Source organism: Pseudomonas sp. GW821-FHT09H03, assembly GCF_059415945.1.
The window spans coordinates 335,649-352,164 of the sequence record NZ_JBWKOF010000003.1 but is presented as its reverse complement, the minus strand read 5'-3'; the positions used below and the strand labels follow the sequence as shown (position 1 = coordinate 352,164).

Sequence of the window (16,516 nt, the reverse complement as noted above, 5' to 3'; positions counted from 1 at the left end):
GTCGCAAACCTGGCAACTCGTTTCTTCAGATAAAACATGGCGGCCGATTTGGGAGCGCTTCGCACTCCAACGGGGGCAAGCCCCCTCGCCACAGGGCTAGTCAACGCTGCGAGGCAACTGCAAGGTCACCCGCAACCCACCTTCGCGCAAATTCTGCAAACTCACCTCACCCCCATGGCTATGGGCAATGTTGCGCGCAATGCCCAGCCCCAACCCATACCCCTGCTGTTGCCCGGCCAGGCGGAAGTGCGGTTCGAAGACCTGCTCCAGTCGCTGCTCCGGCACACCCGGACCTTCATCATCGACATGCAGAATGAACGCACTGTCATCGTCATCGATGTGCAGGTGCGCGTTCTGCCCGTACTTCAAGGCGTTGTCGATCAGGTTGCCGATACAGCGCTTGAGCGCCAGGGGTTTGCCTGGATACGCCGCCAGCGCCCGCCCTTGCTGGGTGACGCGGCCATTACCGTTGGGTGCAAGATACGGTTCCACCAGACAATCGAGCACGTGGTTGAGATCCACCGGCTCGATGTTTTCGTGAATATCGGTGTCTTTCACACATTGCAGCGCACCCTTGACCAGCAGTTCCAGCTCATCCAGGTCACGGCCGAACTTGGCTTGCAGCTTTTCATCTTCGAGCAGTTCGACCCGCAGGCGCAGGCGGGTAATCGGTGTGCGCAGGTCGTGGGAAATCGCGCTGAACAACTGGCTGCGCTCGGTCAGATAACGGCTGATCCGCTCGCGCATGGTGTTGAAGGCACGCCCGACCTCGACCACTTCACTGCCGCCGCCCTCGGCCACCGGTTCAACGTCAGCCCCCAGTGACAAATCCCGCGCCGCCCGCGCCAGGCGCTTGAGCGGCCGGCTCTGCCAATGCACCAGCAAGCCAATGAACAACAGCAGAAAGCCGCTGGTGAGGAAGATGAACCATACCTGCTGCGCTGGCAGGCCCTGTTCTTCAAGGCTGGTGTAGGGCTCGGGCATCAGCGAGGCGATGTACAGCCATTCCCCCGGCGCCATCTGGATCTGCGTGACCAGCACTGGCGGATTCACCGGCTCCAGGGTCAGCGCGTAATGCGCCCAGGAGCGCGGCAGTTCGTCGAGTTTCAGGCCGCCATTGAAAATCCGCAGGTCTTCGGGGCTGACGAAGGCCACCGAAATGTCCGTGTCCTGGCCGAGGGACTGGCGCAATACCTGGTCCACTGCGTTGATCACCGCCTCTTTGCGCGGGGTGATCGGGAGCAATTCCATGCCCAGCGGTTTGTCGTTGAGCGTCACCACGAACCGGGTGCCGCCCATGCTGCGCAATTGGTCGAGCACCAAGGGCCGAAACGCCACCGGCAACGAACGGAAGTAACTGACGCTGGCGGTCATCGAATGCGCCAGGCTGCGCGCACTGGTGACCAGGCCTTCAAGCTGCGTGGCGCGCAATTGCGAGACCCAGATCACGCTCGACAACGTCTGGGCAAACAACACCGCCAGCAAGGTCAACAGCAACATGCGCCCGAGCAGCGAACGCGGCATCGGTACCTTGGCCGCGAGTGTGCGCAGAAACTCAGTGGCCATTGCTGGCAACCACATTGGCTGCCAGTTGGTAGCCACTGCCACGCACGGTGCGGATCAGCCGTGGCGGTTTTTCGGTGTCGCGCAGACGCTGGCGCAGGCGACTGACCGCCATGTCGACGATACGGTCCAGGGGCATCAGGTCCCGGCCGCGGGTGGCGTTGCCGATGGTGTCGCGATCGAGGATTTCCTGGGGGTGATCGAGGAATAGTTTCAGCAGGGCAAAATCGGCGCCGGAGAGAATCACTTCTTCGCCGTCGACGTGGAACAGACGATGGCTGACCATGTCCAGGCGCCAGTCATCGAAGGCCAGCACCTCACCGCCGTTACGCTCCTGGCCGAACTGGGCACGGCGCAGCAATGCCTTGATCCTTGCCTGCAGCTCTCTTGGGCTGAACGGTTTGCCGAGGTAGTCGTCGGCGCCCAGTTCCAGGCCGATGACGCGATCGGCTTCGTCGGAACTGGCGGTGAGCATGATGATCGGTACCTGGGCCTGGCGCGGGTGCTGACGAACCCAGCGACACAGGCTGAAGCCGTCTTCGTCCGGCAGCATCACATCAAGGATCACCAGATCGCTCGGCGCCTCGTTCAGCGCCTGGCGAAAACCGGCGCCATCGGGCGTAGTGCGTACCTGGAACCCGGCGCGAGTCAGGTAGGTGTCCAGCAACTCGCGTATCTCTTGATCGTCATCGACCAACAAAATCGACTTGTTGACTGAGCTCACGGAGGCGTCCTTGTTGTTTGAATTGGGCGGATTATGCCTTAAGCATCGATTTCACAGACACCACAGAAACAACTGTGGGAGCGGGCTTGCTCGCGAAGGCGTCGTGCCAGGCGATATTGATATCACTGACACGACGCCTTCGCGAGCAAGCCCGCTCCCACATTTTGATCGTGTTTCAGGCCGGGATTGATTGCTCCAACGCTACCCCTGCGCCCATCAAGCCGGAATACGGTGCTGTCACCAGCCACACCGGAATGCCCTTGAAGTAATCGCTCATGCAACCCTTGTCGGCAAAGCACCGGGCGAAACCGCTCTCGAGGAAAAAATCGGCGAACCGCGGAATCACTCCGCCAACGATGTACACGCCACCGCGCGCACCTGTGGTCAGTACGTTGTTGCCGGCCACGCGGCCGAGCCAGCAGCAGAACTGCTCAAGCACTTCCAGGGCAATCGGGTCGCCAGCCAGCCCGGCAGCGGTGATCGCCTCCGGGGTTTCGAGAACGGGTTCATGGCCGTCCACCGCACAGATGGCCCGATACACACGCGGCAAGCCACCACCGCTCAAGGCAGTCTCCGCACTGACATGGCCGATCTCGTTGAAGATGTGCTGCCACAACTGGGTTTCCCGTGGGCTGCTCAAAGGCAGATCGACGTGACCACCCTCCCCCGGCAACGCCGCGAAGCGCCCTTCGCCAAGGTCAAGCAACGTACCCACGCCCAGGCCAGTGCCCGGACCGATCACCACCGCCGGGCGCAATGGCTCCGGCGTACCTTCGCAAACCACGCGAAACTCACCCGGCTGCAAGCGGGTCATGCCCAATGCCATGGCCGAGAAATCGTTGACCAGCAACAGTTGCTCAACCTGCAAGGTCTGGCAAAAACCCTTGCGGCTCAAGCGCCAGTGATTGTTGGTGAACTTGAATTCATCGCCGCTCACCGGGCCTGCCACCGACAGACACACCGAGCCGATCGACCCCGGCGCCAGGCCCAGCCCGCTCAGGTAGAGGCTGATCGCCTGCTCCGGGCTGGCGAAATCTGCCGTCGCCAACACCTGGACCGATTCCAGTTGCTGATTTTTCCACAACGCAAAACGAGCGTTGGTGCCACCGATGTCACCAACCAAAGCCAGTTTCAATTAAGCGTCTCCAGGGCAGAAGTAAAGGCGCTGGCGCCCTGCTCCGCCGAGCTGAAGGCCATGCGCATGAAACCAAACAGTTCGCGTCCGCTGCCGATGTTGTTGGCCAACAGGCCCATGGCTGGCGTACGCGCTGCAAATTCTTCGGCGTCCACCTTGAGTTCAAGAGTGCCTTTGACGCCATCGACGCGGATGATATCGCCCTCTTGCACCCGTGCCAAAGCGCCGCCCACATAAGCTTCGGGACTGACATGAATGGCCGCCGGGATTTTCCCCGAAGCGCCGGACATGCGCCCGTCGGTCACCAGCGCCACCTTGAAGCCGCGATCCTGCAGCACGCCAAGGAACGGCGTCATCTTGTGCAGCTCCGGCATGCCGTTGGAACGCGGGCCCTGGAAGCGCATCACGGCAACAAAGTCCTTCTCCAGCAAGCCTGCCTTGAAGGCATCGGCCAGGTCCTGTTGATCCTGGAACACCATGGCCGGTGCTTCTACGATCTGGTTTTCCAGGGCAACGGCGGACACCTTCATCACGCCACGACCGAGATTGCCTTCCATCACCCGCAGGCCACCTTCGGGCGAGAACGCGCGAGCGACCGGACGCAGAATGCTTTCGTCGAGGCTTTCGGTCGGGCCTTCGCGCCATACCAGCTCGCCGTTATCGAGGAACGGCTCCTTGGTGTAGCGGCTCAGGCCATGACCCAGCACGGTGTTGACGTTTTCGTGGAGCAACCCGGCTTCCAGCAGTTCGCGGATCAGGAACGACATGCCGCCGGCGGCCTGGAAATGGTTGATGTCGGCTTTGCCGTTCGGGTAGACGTGGCTCAGGGTCGGCACCACCTCGGAGAGGTCGGCCATGTCCTGCCAGGTCAACTGGATGCCCGCCGCCATGGCGATCGCCGGCATGTGCAGGGTGTGGTTGGTCGAGCCACCGGTGGCATGCAGGGCGACGATCGAGTTGACCAGCGAGCGCTCGTCGACGATTTCGCCGATGGGCATGAAATCGCCGCTCTGCTTGGTCAGGCGCGTGACCTGATGCGCCGCTTCGCGAGTCAGGGCATCGCGCAATGGCGTGTTCGGGTTGACGAAGGACGCGCCGGGCAAGTGCAGGCCCATGACCTCCATCAGCAACTGGTTGGTGTTGGCAGTGCCGTAGAAGGTACAGGTGCCGGGGCTGTGGTAGGACTTCATTTCCGACTCCAGCAGCTCTTCGCGACTGGCCTTGCCTTCGGCGTAGCGCTGGCGCACATCGGCTTTCTGCTTGTTGGAAATGCCCGAGACCATCGGCCCGCCCGGCACGAAAATCGTCGGCAGATGACCAAAGCGCAAAGCGCCCATCATCAGGCCCGGCACGATTTTGTCGCAGATGCCGAGCATCAGTGCGCCGTCAAACATGTTGTGGGACAAGGCCACGGCAGTAGACAGCGCGATCACTTCGCGGCTCGGCAGGCTCAGCTCCATGCCCGGCTCGCCCTGGGTCACGCCATCGCACATGGCCGGGGTGCCACCGGCGAACTGACCGACCGAGCCGATTTCGCGCAAGGCTTTTTTGATCTGCTCAGGGAACACTTCGTACGGCTGGTGCGCCGAGAGCATGTCGTTATATGACGAAACAATCGCAATGTTCGCGGAGTTCATCATCCGCAGGCTGTTCTTGTCTTCGGTGCCGCAACCGGCCACGCCATGCGCGAAGTTGGCGCATTGCAGCTTGCCGCGCATCGGACCGTCGCTGGCCGCACCGCGAATGAGCGCAAGGTAAGCCTCACGCGTGGCGCGGCTACGGGCGATAAGCCGTTCGGTGACCTCAAGGACGCGGGGATGCATGTGTAGAACTCCAGGCTAACGGATGTGGCGACCTGATTGTCTATGCTGATCAAAGCCGGGTGTCGATGCAATGACAGACGGTTTTCTTGATCGGTCGGACCAGTTTATTCAGGTCACTCGTTGTAGATTGAATAAAATATTGCCATTAAAAACGCTTGTTTTCTATTTTTTTGCGAATAATCTTGTAATTCCAACAACAAAATTACGGCGGCGCTGTTCAATGACTCTTCGAATCGCAATCAATGGCTTTGGCCGCATCGGTCGTAACGTCCTGCGAGCACTCTATACCCAAGGCTATCGCCAGGACCTGCAGATCGTCGCCATCAACGACTTGGGCGACAGCGCGATCAACGCGCATCTTCTGAAATACGATACCGTTCACGGCACGTTCGAAGCCGATGTTCAGCACGACCAGGAGAGCCTGACAGTCAACGGCGACCGCATCGCCGTCAGCGCGATTCGCAACCCGGCCGACCTGCCTTGGGCCGCGGAAAAGATAGATGTCGTATTCGAATGCACCGGTCTGTTCACCGACCGGGCCAAAGCCGCCGCGCATATTACGGCCGGCGCGCGCAAAGTGATCATCTCGGCCCCGGCCAAGGGCGCCGACGCCACCGTGGTTTACGGGGTCAACCACGACATTCTGCGCCAGTCGCACCAGATTATTTCCAATGCTTCGTGCACCACCAACTGTCTGGCCCCGGTGGCGCAGGTGCTGCATCGGGAACTGGGCATCGAAAGCGGCTTGATGACCACTATTCATGCCTACACCAACGACCAGAACCTGACCGACGTTTACCACAGCGACCCGTACCGCGCCCGCTCCGCCACCCAGAACATGATCCCGAGCAAGACCGGCGCCGCTGAAGCGGTCGGCCTGGTGCTGCCGGAACTGGCAGGCAAGCTGACCGGCATGGCGGTGCGCGTACCGGTGATCAATGTGTCGCTGGTGGATCTGACCGTGCAGCTCAAGCGCGACGCAACGGCTGACGAGGTCAATGCGCTGATGAAAGAAGCCAGCCGGCACTCCAAGATCCTGGGTTACAACACCCTGCCGCTGGTCTCCAGCGACTTCAATCACAACCCGCTGTCGTCGATTTTCGACGCCAACCACACCAAGGTCAGCGGCAAGCTGCTCAAGGTACTGGCCTGGTACGACAACGAATGGGGCTTCTCCAACCGCATGCTCGATAACTGCCTGGCGCTGTGTAACGCGCAATGACTTTACCTGTCGCGAGCAGGCTCGTTCCCACAAAAATCCTGTAGGAGCGAGCAAGCTCGCGATGGTCGCTAACGATTACACGTGCTGCCTGGAGGCACGCGGTGCCTTCGCACTCATCGCGAGCAGGCTCGCTCCTACAGGGGTGCGTAGTCTTTCACAAATCTGTGCTTGACCACCGAAGCGGATGATAAGCATTATCATTCAAATCGAAATGGATCAGGTTCCCCCGTGAGTCAATCGCGCTTCAACCACGTTTTCCTCGCCCAGCGCGCGACCCTGCTGCGCACGCTGGAACGGATGGTCAACAATCACAGCACCGCCGAGGACCTGTTGCAGGAAACCTACCTGCGGGTCACCCGGGCGCTCAGCGAACGGGCGATCGATCATCTCGAGCCCTTCGTCTTCCAGACGGCGCGCAACCTGGCGCTGGACCATCTGCGCGCCCGCCGCATCCATTCGCGCACCATGGTCGAAGACGTTCCCCAGGAAGTGATGCACAGCGTCGCCGCCCCTGCCAGCTGCGCCGAAGACGCCGCCCATGCCGAGCAACTGCTGGAGCGCCTGAACCTGAGCCTCAGTGAACTCAGCGTCCGCCAGCAGCAGATATTCATCCTCAGCCGCTTGCACGGGCACAGTTATCAGCAAATCGCCGACGAGTTGAACGTGTCGCTGAGCACCGTGCAAAAAGAGCTGAAACTGATCATGTCGATTTGCATCGGCGTTGCCGAACGTTTGAATGGCGACTGATTCTGTAGGTCTTTTCGCTATCTGCCGGGATCGCCTGCGCTGATAATCGGGCTTTGCTACCCTTACGCCTCACTAAAAACAGCCGTGCACAGACACTGCCGAGGAAACACCGTGACGGACAACCACCGCTCCCCTGCGCCCGCCCAGGCACAGGACGCCGCAACTGCGATGGATCAGGCCCTGGACTGGCTCATCGTGCTCGGCAAACCCGACGAGGAGCAGACCCGCCAGTTCCAGGCATGGCTGGACGCCGATCCGTTGAATGCACAGGCATTCGCCAAGGCCCAGGCGCTCTGGGATGGCCCGCAAGTAGCGCAGTGCGCGCAAAACCTGGCGGTGCTTCCAGCGAAAGTCACCCTGCTCAGGCGCCTGCATCCGCACTGGAAACCGCTGGCCACTGCCGCCGTGTTGATACTCGGACTGTTCAGTTTCAGCAACCTGCCGGTGCGCCTGCAGGCCGATCACCTGACCGTGGTCGGCGAGCGCCAGCGCCTGCAGCTGGAAGACGGCTCGAAGGTCCTGCTCAATACCAGCACGGCGTTTTCCAGCACCATCAACGATCAACAACGGATTGCCCGCCTGTATCAGGGCGAAGCGTTTTTCGAAGTGCAGGCCAACCGAAGCCAGCCTCTGGAAATCGACGCCGGGCCGGTCAAGGCCAGCGTTCACGACACTGCGTTCGCCGTGCGTTACCTCGACGGCGTGGCGCAGGTCAGGGTGCAACGTGGCGATGTCGACTTGCGTGCCACCCGTGACAATGCGCGGCTGCGCTTGAGCGCCGGGGAAAGTATCCGCATCGGCCCCAACGGCTTTGACCGGCCGACCAAACTCGATGCCGCCACCGAACTGGCCTGGGTCCAGGGTCGACTGGTGTTTGAAAACTGCCCGTTGAACCAGGTGCTGGCCGAACTTGGTCGCTATTACCCCGGCTGGATCATCAACAACAACGAACAGTTGGCCAATGTCGCCGTGACCGGCAACTACCGCCTCGACCAACCGCTGGACGTGGTTCGCTCGCTGGCCCACATCACCTCGGCAAAACTCCAGGAATACCCGGCCCTGGTCATTCTTAACTGAATGAGAATTATTTTTACTCGATAGCCAAACGCCGTACGTCTCGTTATAGCCAATGCAATTGATTCGCATCTCAGCATGCCAATCAGCACCTATAAAGATTCGTGCGACACGGAGCGCTATCGATGTCCTCTCGCCTTACCCGCCCAGCCTCTTCACCTTCGCGCGTGCTGTCGCTGTTGACCGCGGCCATCCTGATGGCCGGTGCCCCGTCGCTGATGGCCGCCACCACCGCCGAACAGCAGACCCGCAAAATGGGCGACTACGCGTTCGCCATTCCCCAGCAATCACTGGTGTCAGCACTCAATGCATTTACTGCGGTAACAGGCTGGCAGGTCGGATTTTCCGCCGAGCTGGCACAAGGTGTGGCCTCACCGGGTGTGCGCGGCTCTCTGTCACCGGACAAGGCCCTGGAGCGCCTGTTGGTGGGAACCGACCTGAGTTATCGCAAACTGGGCAGTAACAGCATTGTCCTGGAAAAGCGCAGCGGTAGCAGCACGCTCAATCTGCAACAGGTGACCATCAGTGCCACCCGTAATGAGCAAGATGTGAACAGCGTGCCGAGTACGGTCTCCGTCTACACCCGCGAAGATCTCGACCGCAACAACGTCAATACCATCAAGGAACTGGTGCGCTACGAACCTGGTGTGTCGGTGGGCGGCACAGGCCAGCGCGCCGGTATCAGCGGTTACAACATTCGCGGCATCGATGGTGACCGCGTCTTGACCCAGATCGACGGGGTACAAGTACCCGACAGTTTCTTCAACGGCCCCTACGCCCAGACCAACCGCAACTATGTCGACCCGGAAATCGTCAAGCGCGTGGAGATCCTTCGCGGCCCTGCGTCCGTGTTGTATGGCAGCAATGCCATTGGCGGTGCGGTCAGCTACTACACACTGGATCCGGACGACATCATCAAACCTGGCAAGGATGTCGGCGCGCGTTTGAAAACCGGCTATAGCTCGGCCGACGACAGCTGGCTGACCTCCGGCACAGTGGCTGGCCGCACCGGCGAGTTCGATGGCTTGTTACACCTCAGTCAGCGCAACGGCCATGAAACAGAGTCCTATGGTGAAACCGGCGGTACGGGCCTGAACCGCACCGAAGCCAACCCCCAGGACGTACGCACAACCAACGTACTGGCCAAGCTGGGCTGGAATTACGCAGACGACGCACGCTTCGGCCTGACGTACGAGAAGTACAAGGATGACCGCGATACCAATCAGTTGAGCGCTGTGGGCGGCCCGTTCAACGCCGGACGCGGTTTCGGCTTCTATAAAGCTCGCACCGGCAACGACACCATCACCCGCGAACGCTTTGGCCTGCAGCACAGCTTCGGTCTGGACAGCGCACTGGCCGACAACATCAAGTGGTCGCTGAACTACCAGATCGCCAAGACCGACCAGAGCACCGAAGAAATCTACGCGCCATCTCGAACAGTGCTGCGTAACCGCGATACCAATTACAAAGATCGCCAATGGGTATTCGATGCCCAGGCTGACAAGTCGTTTGCCATCGCCGACACCGACCATCTCGTGACTTACGGCACCACCATCAAGCAGGACAAAGTCACCGGTTTGCGTACCGGTACCGGCACCTGCCTGACCGTAGCGGGAGCCTGCCGGCTCATCGGTGCACCCAGCGCTGCCGACACGCTGACACCCGCCAGCGACTTCCCGGACCCGACCATCAACAGCTATAGCCTGTTTGCCCAGGATCAGATCAGTTGGGGCAACTGGACCTTCCTGCCCGGCGCCCGCTACGACTACACCGAACTCAAGCCGCATATTACCGACGAGTTCCTGGCCACCGCCGACCAGAGCCGTAACGGCGAAGTGAGCGACAAAACCAAAACCTGGCATCGACTGTCGCCGAAATTCGGCACCACCTACAGCTTCGACGATCACTACACCTGGTACGGCCAATACGCAGAAGGCTTCCGTACACCAACCGCCAAGGCGTTGTATGGACGGTTCGAAAACCTCGCCGGCGGCTATCAGGTCGCACCGAATCCGGATCTGGAACCGGAAAAGAGCAAGAGTTATGAAACCGGCCTGCGTGGCCAGTTCGAAGCGGGCACCTTCGATGTGGCGGTGTTCTACAACAAATACCGCGACTTCATCGACGAGAACGCCATCACTCCCGGCTACACCGAGATGACTTTCCAGAGCAACAACATCAAACACGCCACCATCAAGGGCGCTGAAATCAAGGGCCGCCTGAACCTCGATGCCTTCGGCGCACCCCAGGGTCTGTATACCCAGGGCTCGGTGGCCTATGCCTACGGTCGCAATGACGACAACGGTGAGCCGCTTAACAGCGTCAACCCGCTGACCGGCGTGTTCGGCCTCGGCTACGACCAGGACAACTATGGCGGCCTGCTCAGCTGGACCCTGGTGAAGAAAAAAGATCGCGTCGACAGCAGCAGCTTCAAGACCCCGGACGGCACCAGCACCCAGTTCAAGACCCCGGGCTTCGGCATTGTGGACCTGAGCGCCTTCTACAAGGTGACCGACGATGTGACCGTCAGCGGCGGCGTCTACAACCTGACCGACAAGAAGTACTGGCTGTGGGATGACGTGCGCGGCTACGACAGTGTCGGCGAAGCCTCGGTGACGCAACCGGCCAACCTGGATCGCTTGACCCAGCCGGGTCGCAACTTCGCGATCAACCTGATCTGGGATATCTGATCCGGTCGCGCCCGGCGGCGGTTGAGGAAACCGCCCGCCGGGGATTTTTTACTGTCAGGCGCCAGCTTATTCGTCTCGTTACCAAGCGCCTCTTCTTTCCCAAGGATTTGCCATGACCACCCAGGACACCGCTCAACGCTCCAACCTGCGTTCGCAACGTTTGAACCAGATCACCCACGAACCGCACAGCAAACTCGACGCCCTGGTCAAAGCCCACTCGCCGTTCGAAACCCAGGCCAACTTCGCCCGCTTCGTGGTGGCGCAGTATCTGTTCCAGTCGGAGCTGGTGTCGCTGTACAACGATGCTGAACTCACCGCGATAGTCCCGGACCTGCCGGCCCGTTGCCGCGCCGAGGCGGCCAAGGCTGACCTCGCGGACCTGGACACCGAAGTGCCGGCCCCCGTCGCCGGTGCATTGCACAACCCGAGCAGAGCCCGGGCACTGGGCTGGATCTTTGTATCGGAGGGCTCGAAGCTGGGCGCCGCGTTCCTGATCAAGCGTGCCGTGAGCCTTGGCCTGAGCGACACCTTCGGCGCCCGACACCTCGGCGAACCGGCCGGCGGTCGTGCTGAAGGCTGGAAGCGCTTTATCAAGACCCTTGATGGCCTCCAGTTCAGCGCCGAGGAAGAAGCTGAAGTGGAACAAGGTGCGATCGACGCGTTCAACCGCTTTACCGTGTTGCTCGAGCAGGCGTACACCACCGAAGCCGCCTGACCCGACACCTTCCCCTTGTGGGAGCGGGCTTGCTCGCGAAAGCGGTGTGTCAGCCCGTGAAGATGTTGACTTATACACCGCTTTCGCGAGCAAGCCCGCTCCCACAGGGGCTGGTTCAAGTCTGTAGCATTCCGATCAAGCCCGACTCCTCTGAGCCCATGCCCGCCACCTCAAAACTCACCCGCCTGCTCTTCGGCTTGCTGGCTTACGTCAGCCTCGGCATCGGCTTGATCGCCATCGTCATTCCCGGCCTGCCGACCACCGAGTTCATCCTGCTGGCCGCCTGGGCCGCTACCCGAAGTTCGCCGCGCCTGAGCGCCTGGCTGGAAAACCATCGTCTGTTCGGCCCCATCCTCATTAACTGGCGCAACGGCAAGATCATCACGCGCCGGGCAAAGATCAGCGCCACGGTCAGCATGCTGCTGTGCGCCACGGTGATGTTGGTGATGCTCGATCACGGCTGGCCGGTTTACTTGGCCATCGCCGGCATGAGCCTGGGCAATCTGTGGATCTGGTCACGTCCGGAATCGCTGCCGCAACCCTCCTGAACCCCACCGCGATTTTTACTCGTTTTCTATCCTCATTTCGGCACATTTTTCCGCGCAAACGATCAACTGTTACCGTTCATCGGGACGCGACTCATGCAACCTCACTGTCAAGCCGATGAGCATTGAATGGCGCTAAATGGATTTAGCGTGTGGAGCCGCAACGGCTCACGGCCAACCCTTCATTCATCCGCGAGTTCGCCCTATGTTCGACTCACTGTCCATCCGCCTGAAAATCGTCTTGCTGTCCGGTCTGTGCCTGCTGGGTGTAGTCGCATTGATAGTGGGCATGAACATCTACCAGACCGATCAGAACGACAAACTGGTCAGTGATTCCAGCAGCACAATGCTCACCGCCAGCGTGCAGGATCTGCTCCAGGCCAAGGCTGCCGGACAAGCGGTGCGGGTGCAGAAAGCCTTTGGTGAAACCCTGACCGTGGTGACCGCACTGGCCGATCAGATCCAGGACCTGCGCGCTCTGGCCGCCAAGCGCGCCCTTGAGCCCGGCGCCCTGCGTGAAGAGTTGAACCAGAGCCTCAAAAGCGCTTTCGAGCGCAACGGCAAAGTGCTGGGGATCTGGCTGGCGTTCGAACCCAATGGCCTGGACGGCAAGGACAGTGAATTCGTCGACGACGCAGCCCGTCAATCCAACGAGGCGGGTCGTTTCGCCACTTACTGGAGCCGTGCCGGGGGGAACGCGCTGAACACAATCATGGTCGAGGAGGACCTGACCAAAACCACCCTGAATCTCAGCGGTACACCATACAACGTCTGGTACACCTGCCCGCGGGACAGCAAACGAACCTGCCTGCTCGACCCTTATTCCGATACCGTTGGTGACAAGGAAGTGTTGATGACCAGCATTTCCGTGCCGCTGCTGGTGGATGGCAAGGCGATCGGTGTGGTCGGCATCGACATCGCCCTCGATGTCCTGCAAGCAGCTGTCGTCAATTCTCAGCGGGAACTGTTCAACGGCGCCGGGCACATGCTCATCGTCTCCGGCACTGGCGTTTTGGCCGCCTACAGCGTCGACGCCGGAAAAGTAGGCAAGAGCATCGGCGATACCCTCGGTGCTCAAGGGCAGGACATTCTGCAATCACTCGGTCACGGTGCGCCGAAGATTCTGCATCAGGAAGACCTGATCCGCGCGGTATACCCGGTCAGCCCGATTCCTGACGCCAAACCCTGGGCCGTGGTGATCGACCTGCCCAAGCAGATGCTGCTTGCCGACTCGCAGAAGCTGCAAGCGGTGCTCGATGACGCTCAGCAAAGCGGTACGATCAAAGCATTGACGGTGGCGATCGCTGCCGGTCTGGTCGGCCTGCTGCTGATCTGGCTCACCGCGTCCGGCGTCACCCGGCCAATTGATAGCGTGGCGCAAATGCTCAAGGCGATTGCCAGCGGCGACGGTGACCTGACCCAGCGCCTGCATTACAGCAAGAAAGACGAACTGGGCGAACTGGTCAGTTGGTTCAACCGCTTCCTCGACAAGCTGCAACCGACCATCGCGCAGATCAAGCAGAGCATCACCGACGCCCGCGGCACCGCCGACCAATCTTCGGAAATCGCCCGCAAGACCAGCGAAGGCATGCAGGTACAGTTCCGCGAAATCGACCAGGTGGCCACCGCGTCCAACGAAATGAGCGCCACGGCCCATGACGTTGCCAACAGTGCGTCGAACGCCGCCAATGCCGCCAGGGGTGCCGATCAGTCGGCGCGCGACGGCATGTCGATCATCGAGCGCAGCACCCATGACATCAATCAACTGGCCAACGAAGTCAGCAAGGCGGTGACGGAGGTCGAAGCGCTGGCGGTCAACAGCGAACAGATCGGCTCGGTCCTGGAAGTGATTCGCAGCATCGCCGAACAAACCAATCTGCTGGCACTCAACGCGGCGATCGAAGCTGCCCGCGCCGGTGAAAGTGGTCGCGGTTTTGCGGTGGTCGCCGACGAAGTGCGTAATCTCGCCAAGCGTACCCAGGATTCGGTCGAAGAAATTCGCCTGGTGATCGAACGCATCCAGAGCGGCACCCGCGGTGTCGTCGCTACCATGCATTCGAGCCAGAGCCAGGCCCACAGCAATGCCGGACAGATCCAGCAGGCGGTTCAGGCTCTGGGCAAAATCAGTGACGCCGTTACTGTGATCAGCGACATGAACCTGCAGATCGCCAGTGCCGCTGAACAGCAAAGCGCCGTGGCCGAAGAGGTCAACCGCAACGTCTCGGCGATCCGCACCGTCACCGAAACCCTGACCGGCCAGGCCACCGAATCGGCGCAGATCAGCGGCCAGCTAAACGCCCTGACCACGCACCAGATGAAACTGATGGATCAGTTCCGGGTTTAACGGCGGGTTGGCAGGAGCAAGCTTGCTCCGGGGGGCGCTCCGACAATGAACGCTCGCACCTGAATCCATCGCGAGCGAGCCAGCCCCCACAGCAATTAGCGTCGTTCATCAATCGCATTAACGAGGCACATGTGGGAGCTGGCTTGTGTGGCGAGGGGGCTTGTCGGAACGCCGCATCGCCCCGTTGGGTCGCGAAGCGGCCCCAAAACAGTAATCTGGGACTACTGCGTAGTCCAACGGGGCAATGCGGCGGTCCGACCTTCAACGAAAAAAACCGCCGGCCTATCCCGGGCCGGCTGGCAGGCCAGCCGCAACCTCATAAACTCAACAAGCCGCTATATAAGCCGTAGGCCGCCAGGCCCGCGCCGCTGATCACACAGGTAAATATGCCTTTCTCCACGAGGGTGAACAGGGGCTTGCCCTGCTCGTGTCGAGCCTTGGCAAACAGGATCACCCCGGGGGCATACAGCAACGCCGAGAGCAGCAGATACTTCAATCCGCCGGCATACAGCAACCACACGGCGTAGGCCAGGGCGATGGCGGAAATCACCAGGTCCTTGCTGCGCTCGACCGCAGCCTGTTCGTAGGTTTCGCCGCGCCCGCTGAGCAAAAACGCGTAGGCCGCCGACCACAGATACGGCACCAGAATCATCGAAGATGCCAGGTAGATCAGGCTGGTGTAGGTACCGGCGGAAAACAGCGTAATCAGCAGGAACAGCTGGATCATCCCATTGGTCAGCCACAATGCATTGACCGGTACATGGTTGGCGTTTTCCCGGGTCAGGAACGCCGGCATGGTTTTGTCTTTCGCCGTGGCGAAGAGAATTTCGGCGCACAGCAGTGCCCAGGACAACAGGGCACCCAACAGTGAAATCGCCAGACCGACACTGATCAGCAGTGCACCCCACGGGCCGACGATATGCTCCAGCACGGCGGCCAGCGACGGGTTTTGCAGCTTCGCCAGCTCCGGCTGGCTCATGATCCCCAGTGACAGCACGTTCACCAGCACCAGCAGCGCCAGCACTCCGATAAATCCGATGACCGTCGCCCGCCCCACGTCCGAACGTTTCTCTGCCCGGGCTGAATAGACGCTGGCGCCTTCGATCCCGATGAATACAAACACGGTGACCAGCATCATGTGGCGCACCTGGTCCATCACGCTGCCAAACTCCGGATTGCTGTGGCCCCAAATGTCCCGGGTAAAGATGTCCGCCTTGAACGCCACGGCGGCAATGACGATGAACATGATCAGCGGCACGATCTTGGCCACCGTGGTCACTTGATTGATGAACGTCGCCTCCTTGATTCCGCGCATCACCACAAAATGCACGGTCCACAGCAACAACGAAGCGCAGGCGATGGCGATTGGTGTGTTGCCTTCGCCAAACACCGGAAAAAAATAACCGAGGGTGCTGAACAGCAGCACGAAGTAGCCCACGTTACCCAGCCAGGCGCTGATCCAGTAGCCCCAGGCCGAGGAAAACCCCAGGTAGTCGCCGAACCCGGCCTTGGCGTAGGCATACACCCCGGAGTCCAGCTCGGGCTTGCGATTGGCCAGGGTCTGGAACACGAAGGCCAGGGTCAGCATGCCAACGGCGGTGATCGCCCAGCCGATCAGGATCGCACCGGCATCGGCGCGGGCCGCCATGTTCTGTGGCAGAGAAAAGATCCCGCCGCCAATCATTGACCCCACCACCAGCGCGATCAATGCGTTCAGGCGAAGTTTTTGCGTCGGTTGCGACATGCGGTCTCCAGATCCCGGGGAGCGGCAAGGCGCCGCAAAATCGTCATATAACGGGCGTTAACTATGTAGGGAAGCGTAATAACCTTTATCGAATAACGCCAACCAAAGCTCTTTATATAAAAACAATCTCAGAAAAAACACTCTTATAATTTTTTCTTCAAACATTTTCTGCAGGCATGCCGAATTTGTA

12 protein-coding genes and 1 pseudogene are annotated in these 16,516 nt (G+C 60.5%); 8 read left to right on the top strand and 5 right to left on the bottom strand.

The window, feature by feature from the left end:
• Positions 1 to 96: 96 nt before the first annotated feature.
• The 4 genes from AC07OG_RS06485 to edd all read right to left on the bottom strand — a co-directional run bounded on the left by AC07OG_RS06485 (position 97) and on the right by edd (position 5,245).
• Entirely contained in the window at positions 97 to 1,566 is a 1,470-nt protein-coding gene (locus AC07OG_RS06485; protein ID WP_060539677.1) for an ATP-binding protein, read from the bottom strand.
• Positions 1,556 to 2,287 carry a response regulator gene (locus tag AC07OG_RS06480; protein WP_060539676.1) on the bottom strand — a complete coding sequence of 244 codons (732 nt, stop codon included), beginning with the start codon at positions 2,285 to 2,287 and terminating at the stop codon, positions 1,556 to 1,558. Before AC07OG_RS06480 ends, AC07OG_RS06485 begins: the two co-directional genes overlap by 11 nt.
• Before the next feature lie 175 nt (positions 2,288 to 2,462).
• A complete protein-coding gene (locus AC07OG_RS06475) occupies positions 2,463 to 3,422 on the bottom strand; it encodes a glucokinase (RefSeq protein WP_060539675.1) in 960 nt (319 codons plus the stop codon).
• Positions 3,419 to 5,245 (bottom strand): phosphogluconate dehydratase, encoded by a 1,827-nt coding sequence (gene edd / locus AC07OG_RS06470; RefSeq protein ID WP_495066492.1) that lies wholly within the window; start codon positions 5,243 to 5,245, stop codon positions 3,419 to 3,421. Before edd ends, AC07OG_RS06475 begins: the two co-directional genes overlap by 4 nt.
• 220 nt (positions 5,246 to 5,465) lie before the next feature.
• Between edd and gap the strand changes: the two genes are divergently transcribed.
• The 8 genes and pseudogenes from gap (at position 5,466) to AC07OG_RS06430 (ending at position 14,582) form a co-directional block, all read left to right on the top strand.
• Positions 5,466 to 6,467: a type I glyceraldehyde-3-phosphate dehydrogenase gene (gene gap / locus AC07OG_RS06465; RefSeq protein WP_218424596.1), complete on the top strand. Its 1,002-nt coding sequence runs from the start codon at positions 5,466 to 5,468 to the stop codon at positions 6,465 to 6,467.
• A 228-nt stretch (positions 6,468 to 6,695) separates the two neighbouring features.
• The gene (locus AC07OG_RS06460) at positions 6,696 to 7,214 is read left to right on the top strand and encodes an RNA polymerase sigma factor (protein ID WP_495066491.1); all 519 of its coding nucleotides are present in this window, start codon (positions 6,696 to 6,698) and stop codon (positions 7,212 to 7,214) included.
• A gap of 111 nt (positions 7,215 to 7,325) precedes the next feature.
• Entirely contained in the window at positions 7,326 to 8,291 is a 966-nt protein-coding gene (locus AC07OG_RS06455) for a FecR family protein (RefSeq protein ID WP_060539671.1), read from the top strand.
• 122 nt (positions 8,292 to 8,413) lie between these two features.
• Positions 8,414 to 10,978 carry a TonB-dependent receptor gene (locus tag AC07OG_RS06450; RefSeq protein ID WP_495066490.1) on the top strand — a complete coding sequence of 855 codons (2,565 nt, stop codon included), beginning with the start codon at positions 8,414 to 8,416 and terminating at the stop codon, positions 10,976 to 10,978.
• Positions 10,979 to 11,090: 112 nt separating this feature from the next.
• Positions 11,091 to 11,693, top strand: coding sequence for a biliverdin-producing heme oxygenase (locus AC07OG_RS06445; protein WP_495066489.1), 603 nt, complete (start codon positions 11,091 to 11,093; stop codon positions 11,691 to 11,693).
• Positions 11,694 to 11,851: 158 nt separating this feature from the next.
• On the top strand, positions 11,852 to 12,241 hold the full coding sequence (locus tag AC07OG_RS06440) for a YbaN family protein (RefSeq protein ID WP_060539668.1): 390 nt from the start codon (positions 11,852 to 11,854) through the stop codon (positions 12,239 to 12,241).
• A 136-nt stretch (positions 12,242 to 12,377) separates the two neighbouring features.
• Positions 12,378 to 13,724, top strand: a pseudogene (locus AC07OG_RS06435) (methyl-accepting chemotaxis protein); the annotation flags it as partial.
• A 102-nt stretch (positions 13,725 to 13,826) separates the two neighbouring features.
• Positions 13,827 to 14,582 carry a methyl-accepting chemotaxis protein gene (locus tag AC07OG_RS06430; RefSeq protein ID WP_442962688.1) on the top strand — a complete coding sequence of 252 codons (756 nt, stop codon included), beginning with the start codon at positions 13,827 to 13,829 and terminating at the stop codon, positions 14,580 to 14,582.
• Positions 14,583 to 14,898: 316 nt separating this feature from the next.
• Here the strand turns inward: AC07OG_RS06430 and arcD are convergent, their stop codons facing one another.
• Positions 14,899 to 16,326 (bottom strand): arginine-ornithine antiporter, encoded by a 1,428-nt coding sequence (gene arcD / locus AC07OG_RS06425; RefSeq protein WP_060539666.1) that lies wholly within the window; start codon positions 16,324 to 16,326, stop codon positions 14,899 to 14,901.
• Positions 16,327 to 16,516 lie beyond the last annotated feature (190 nt).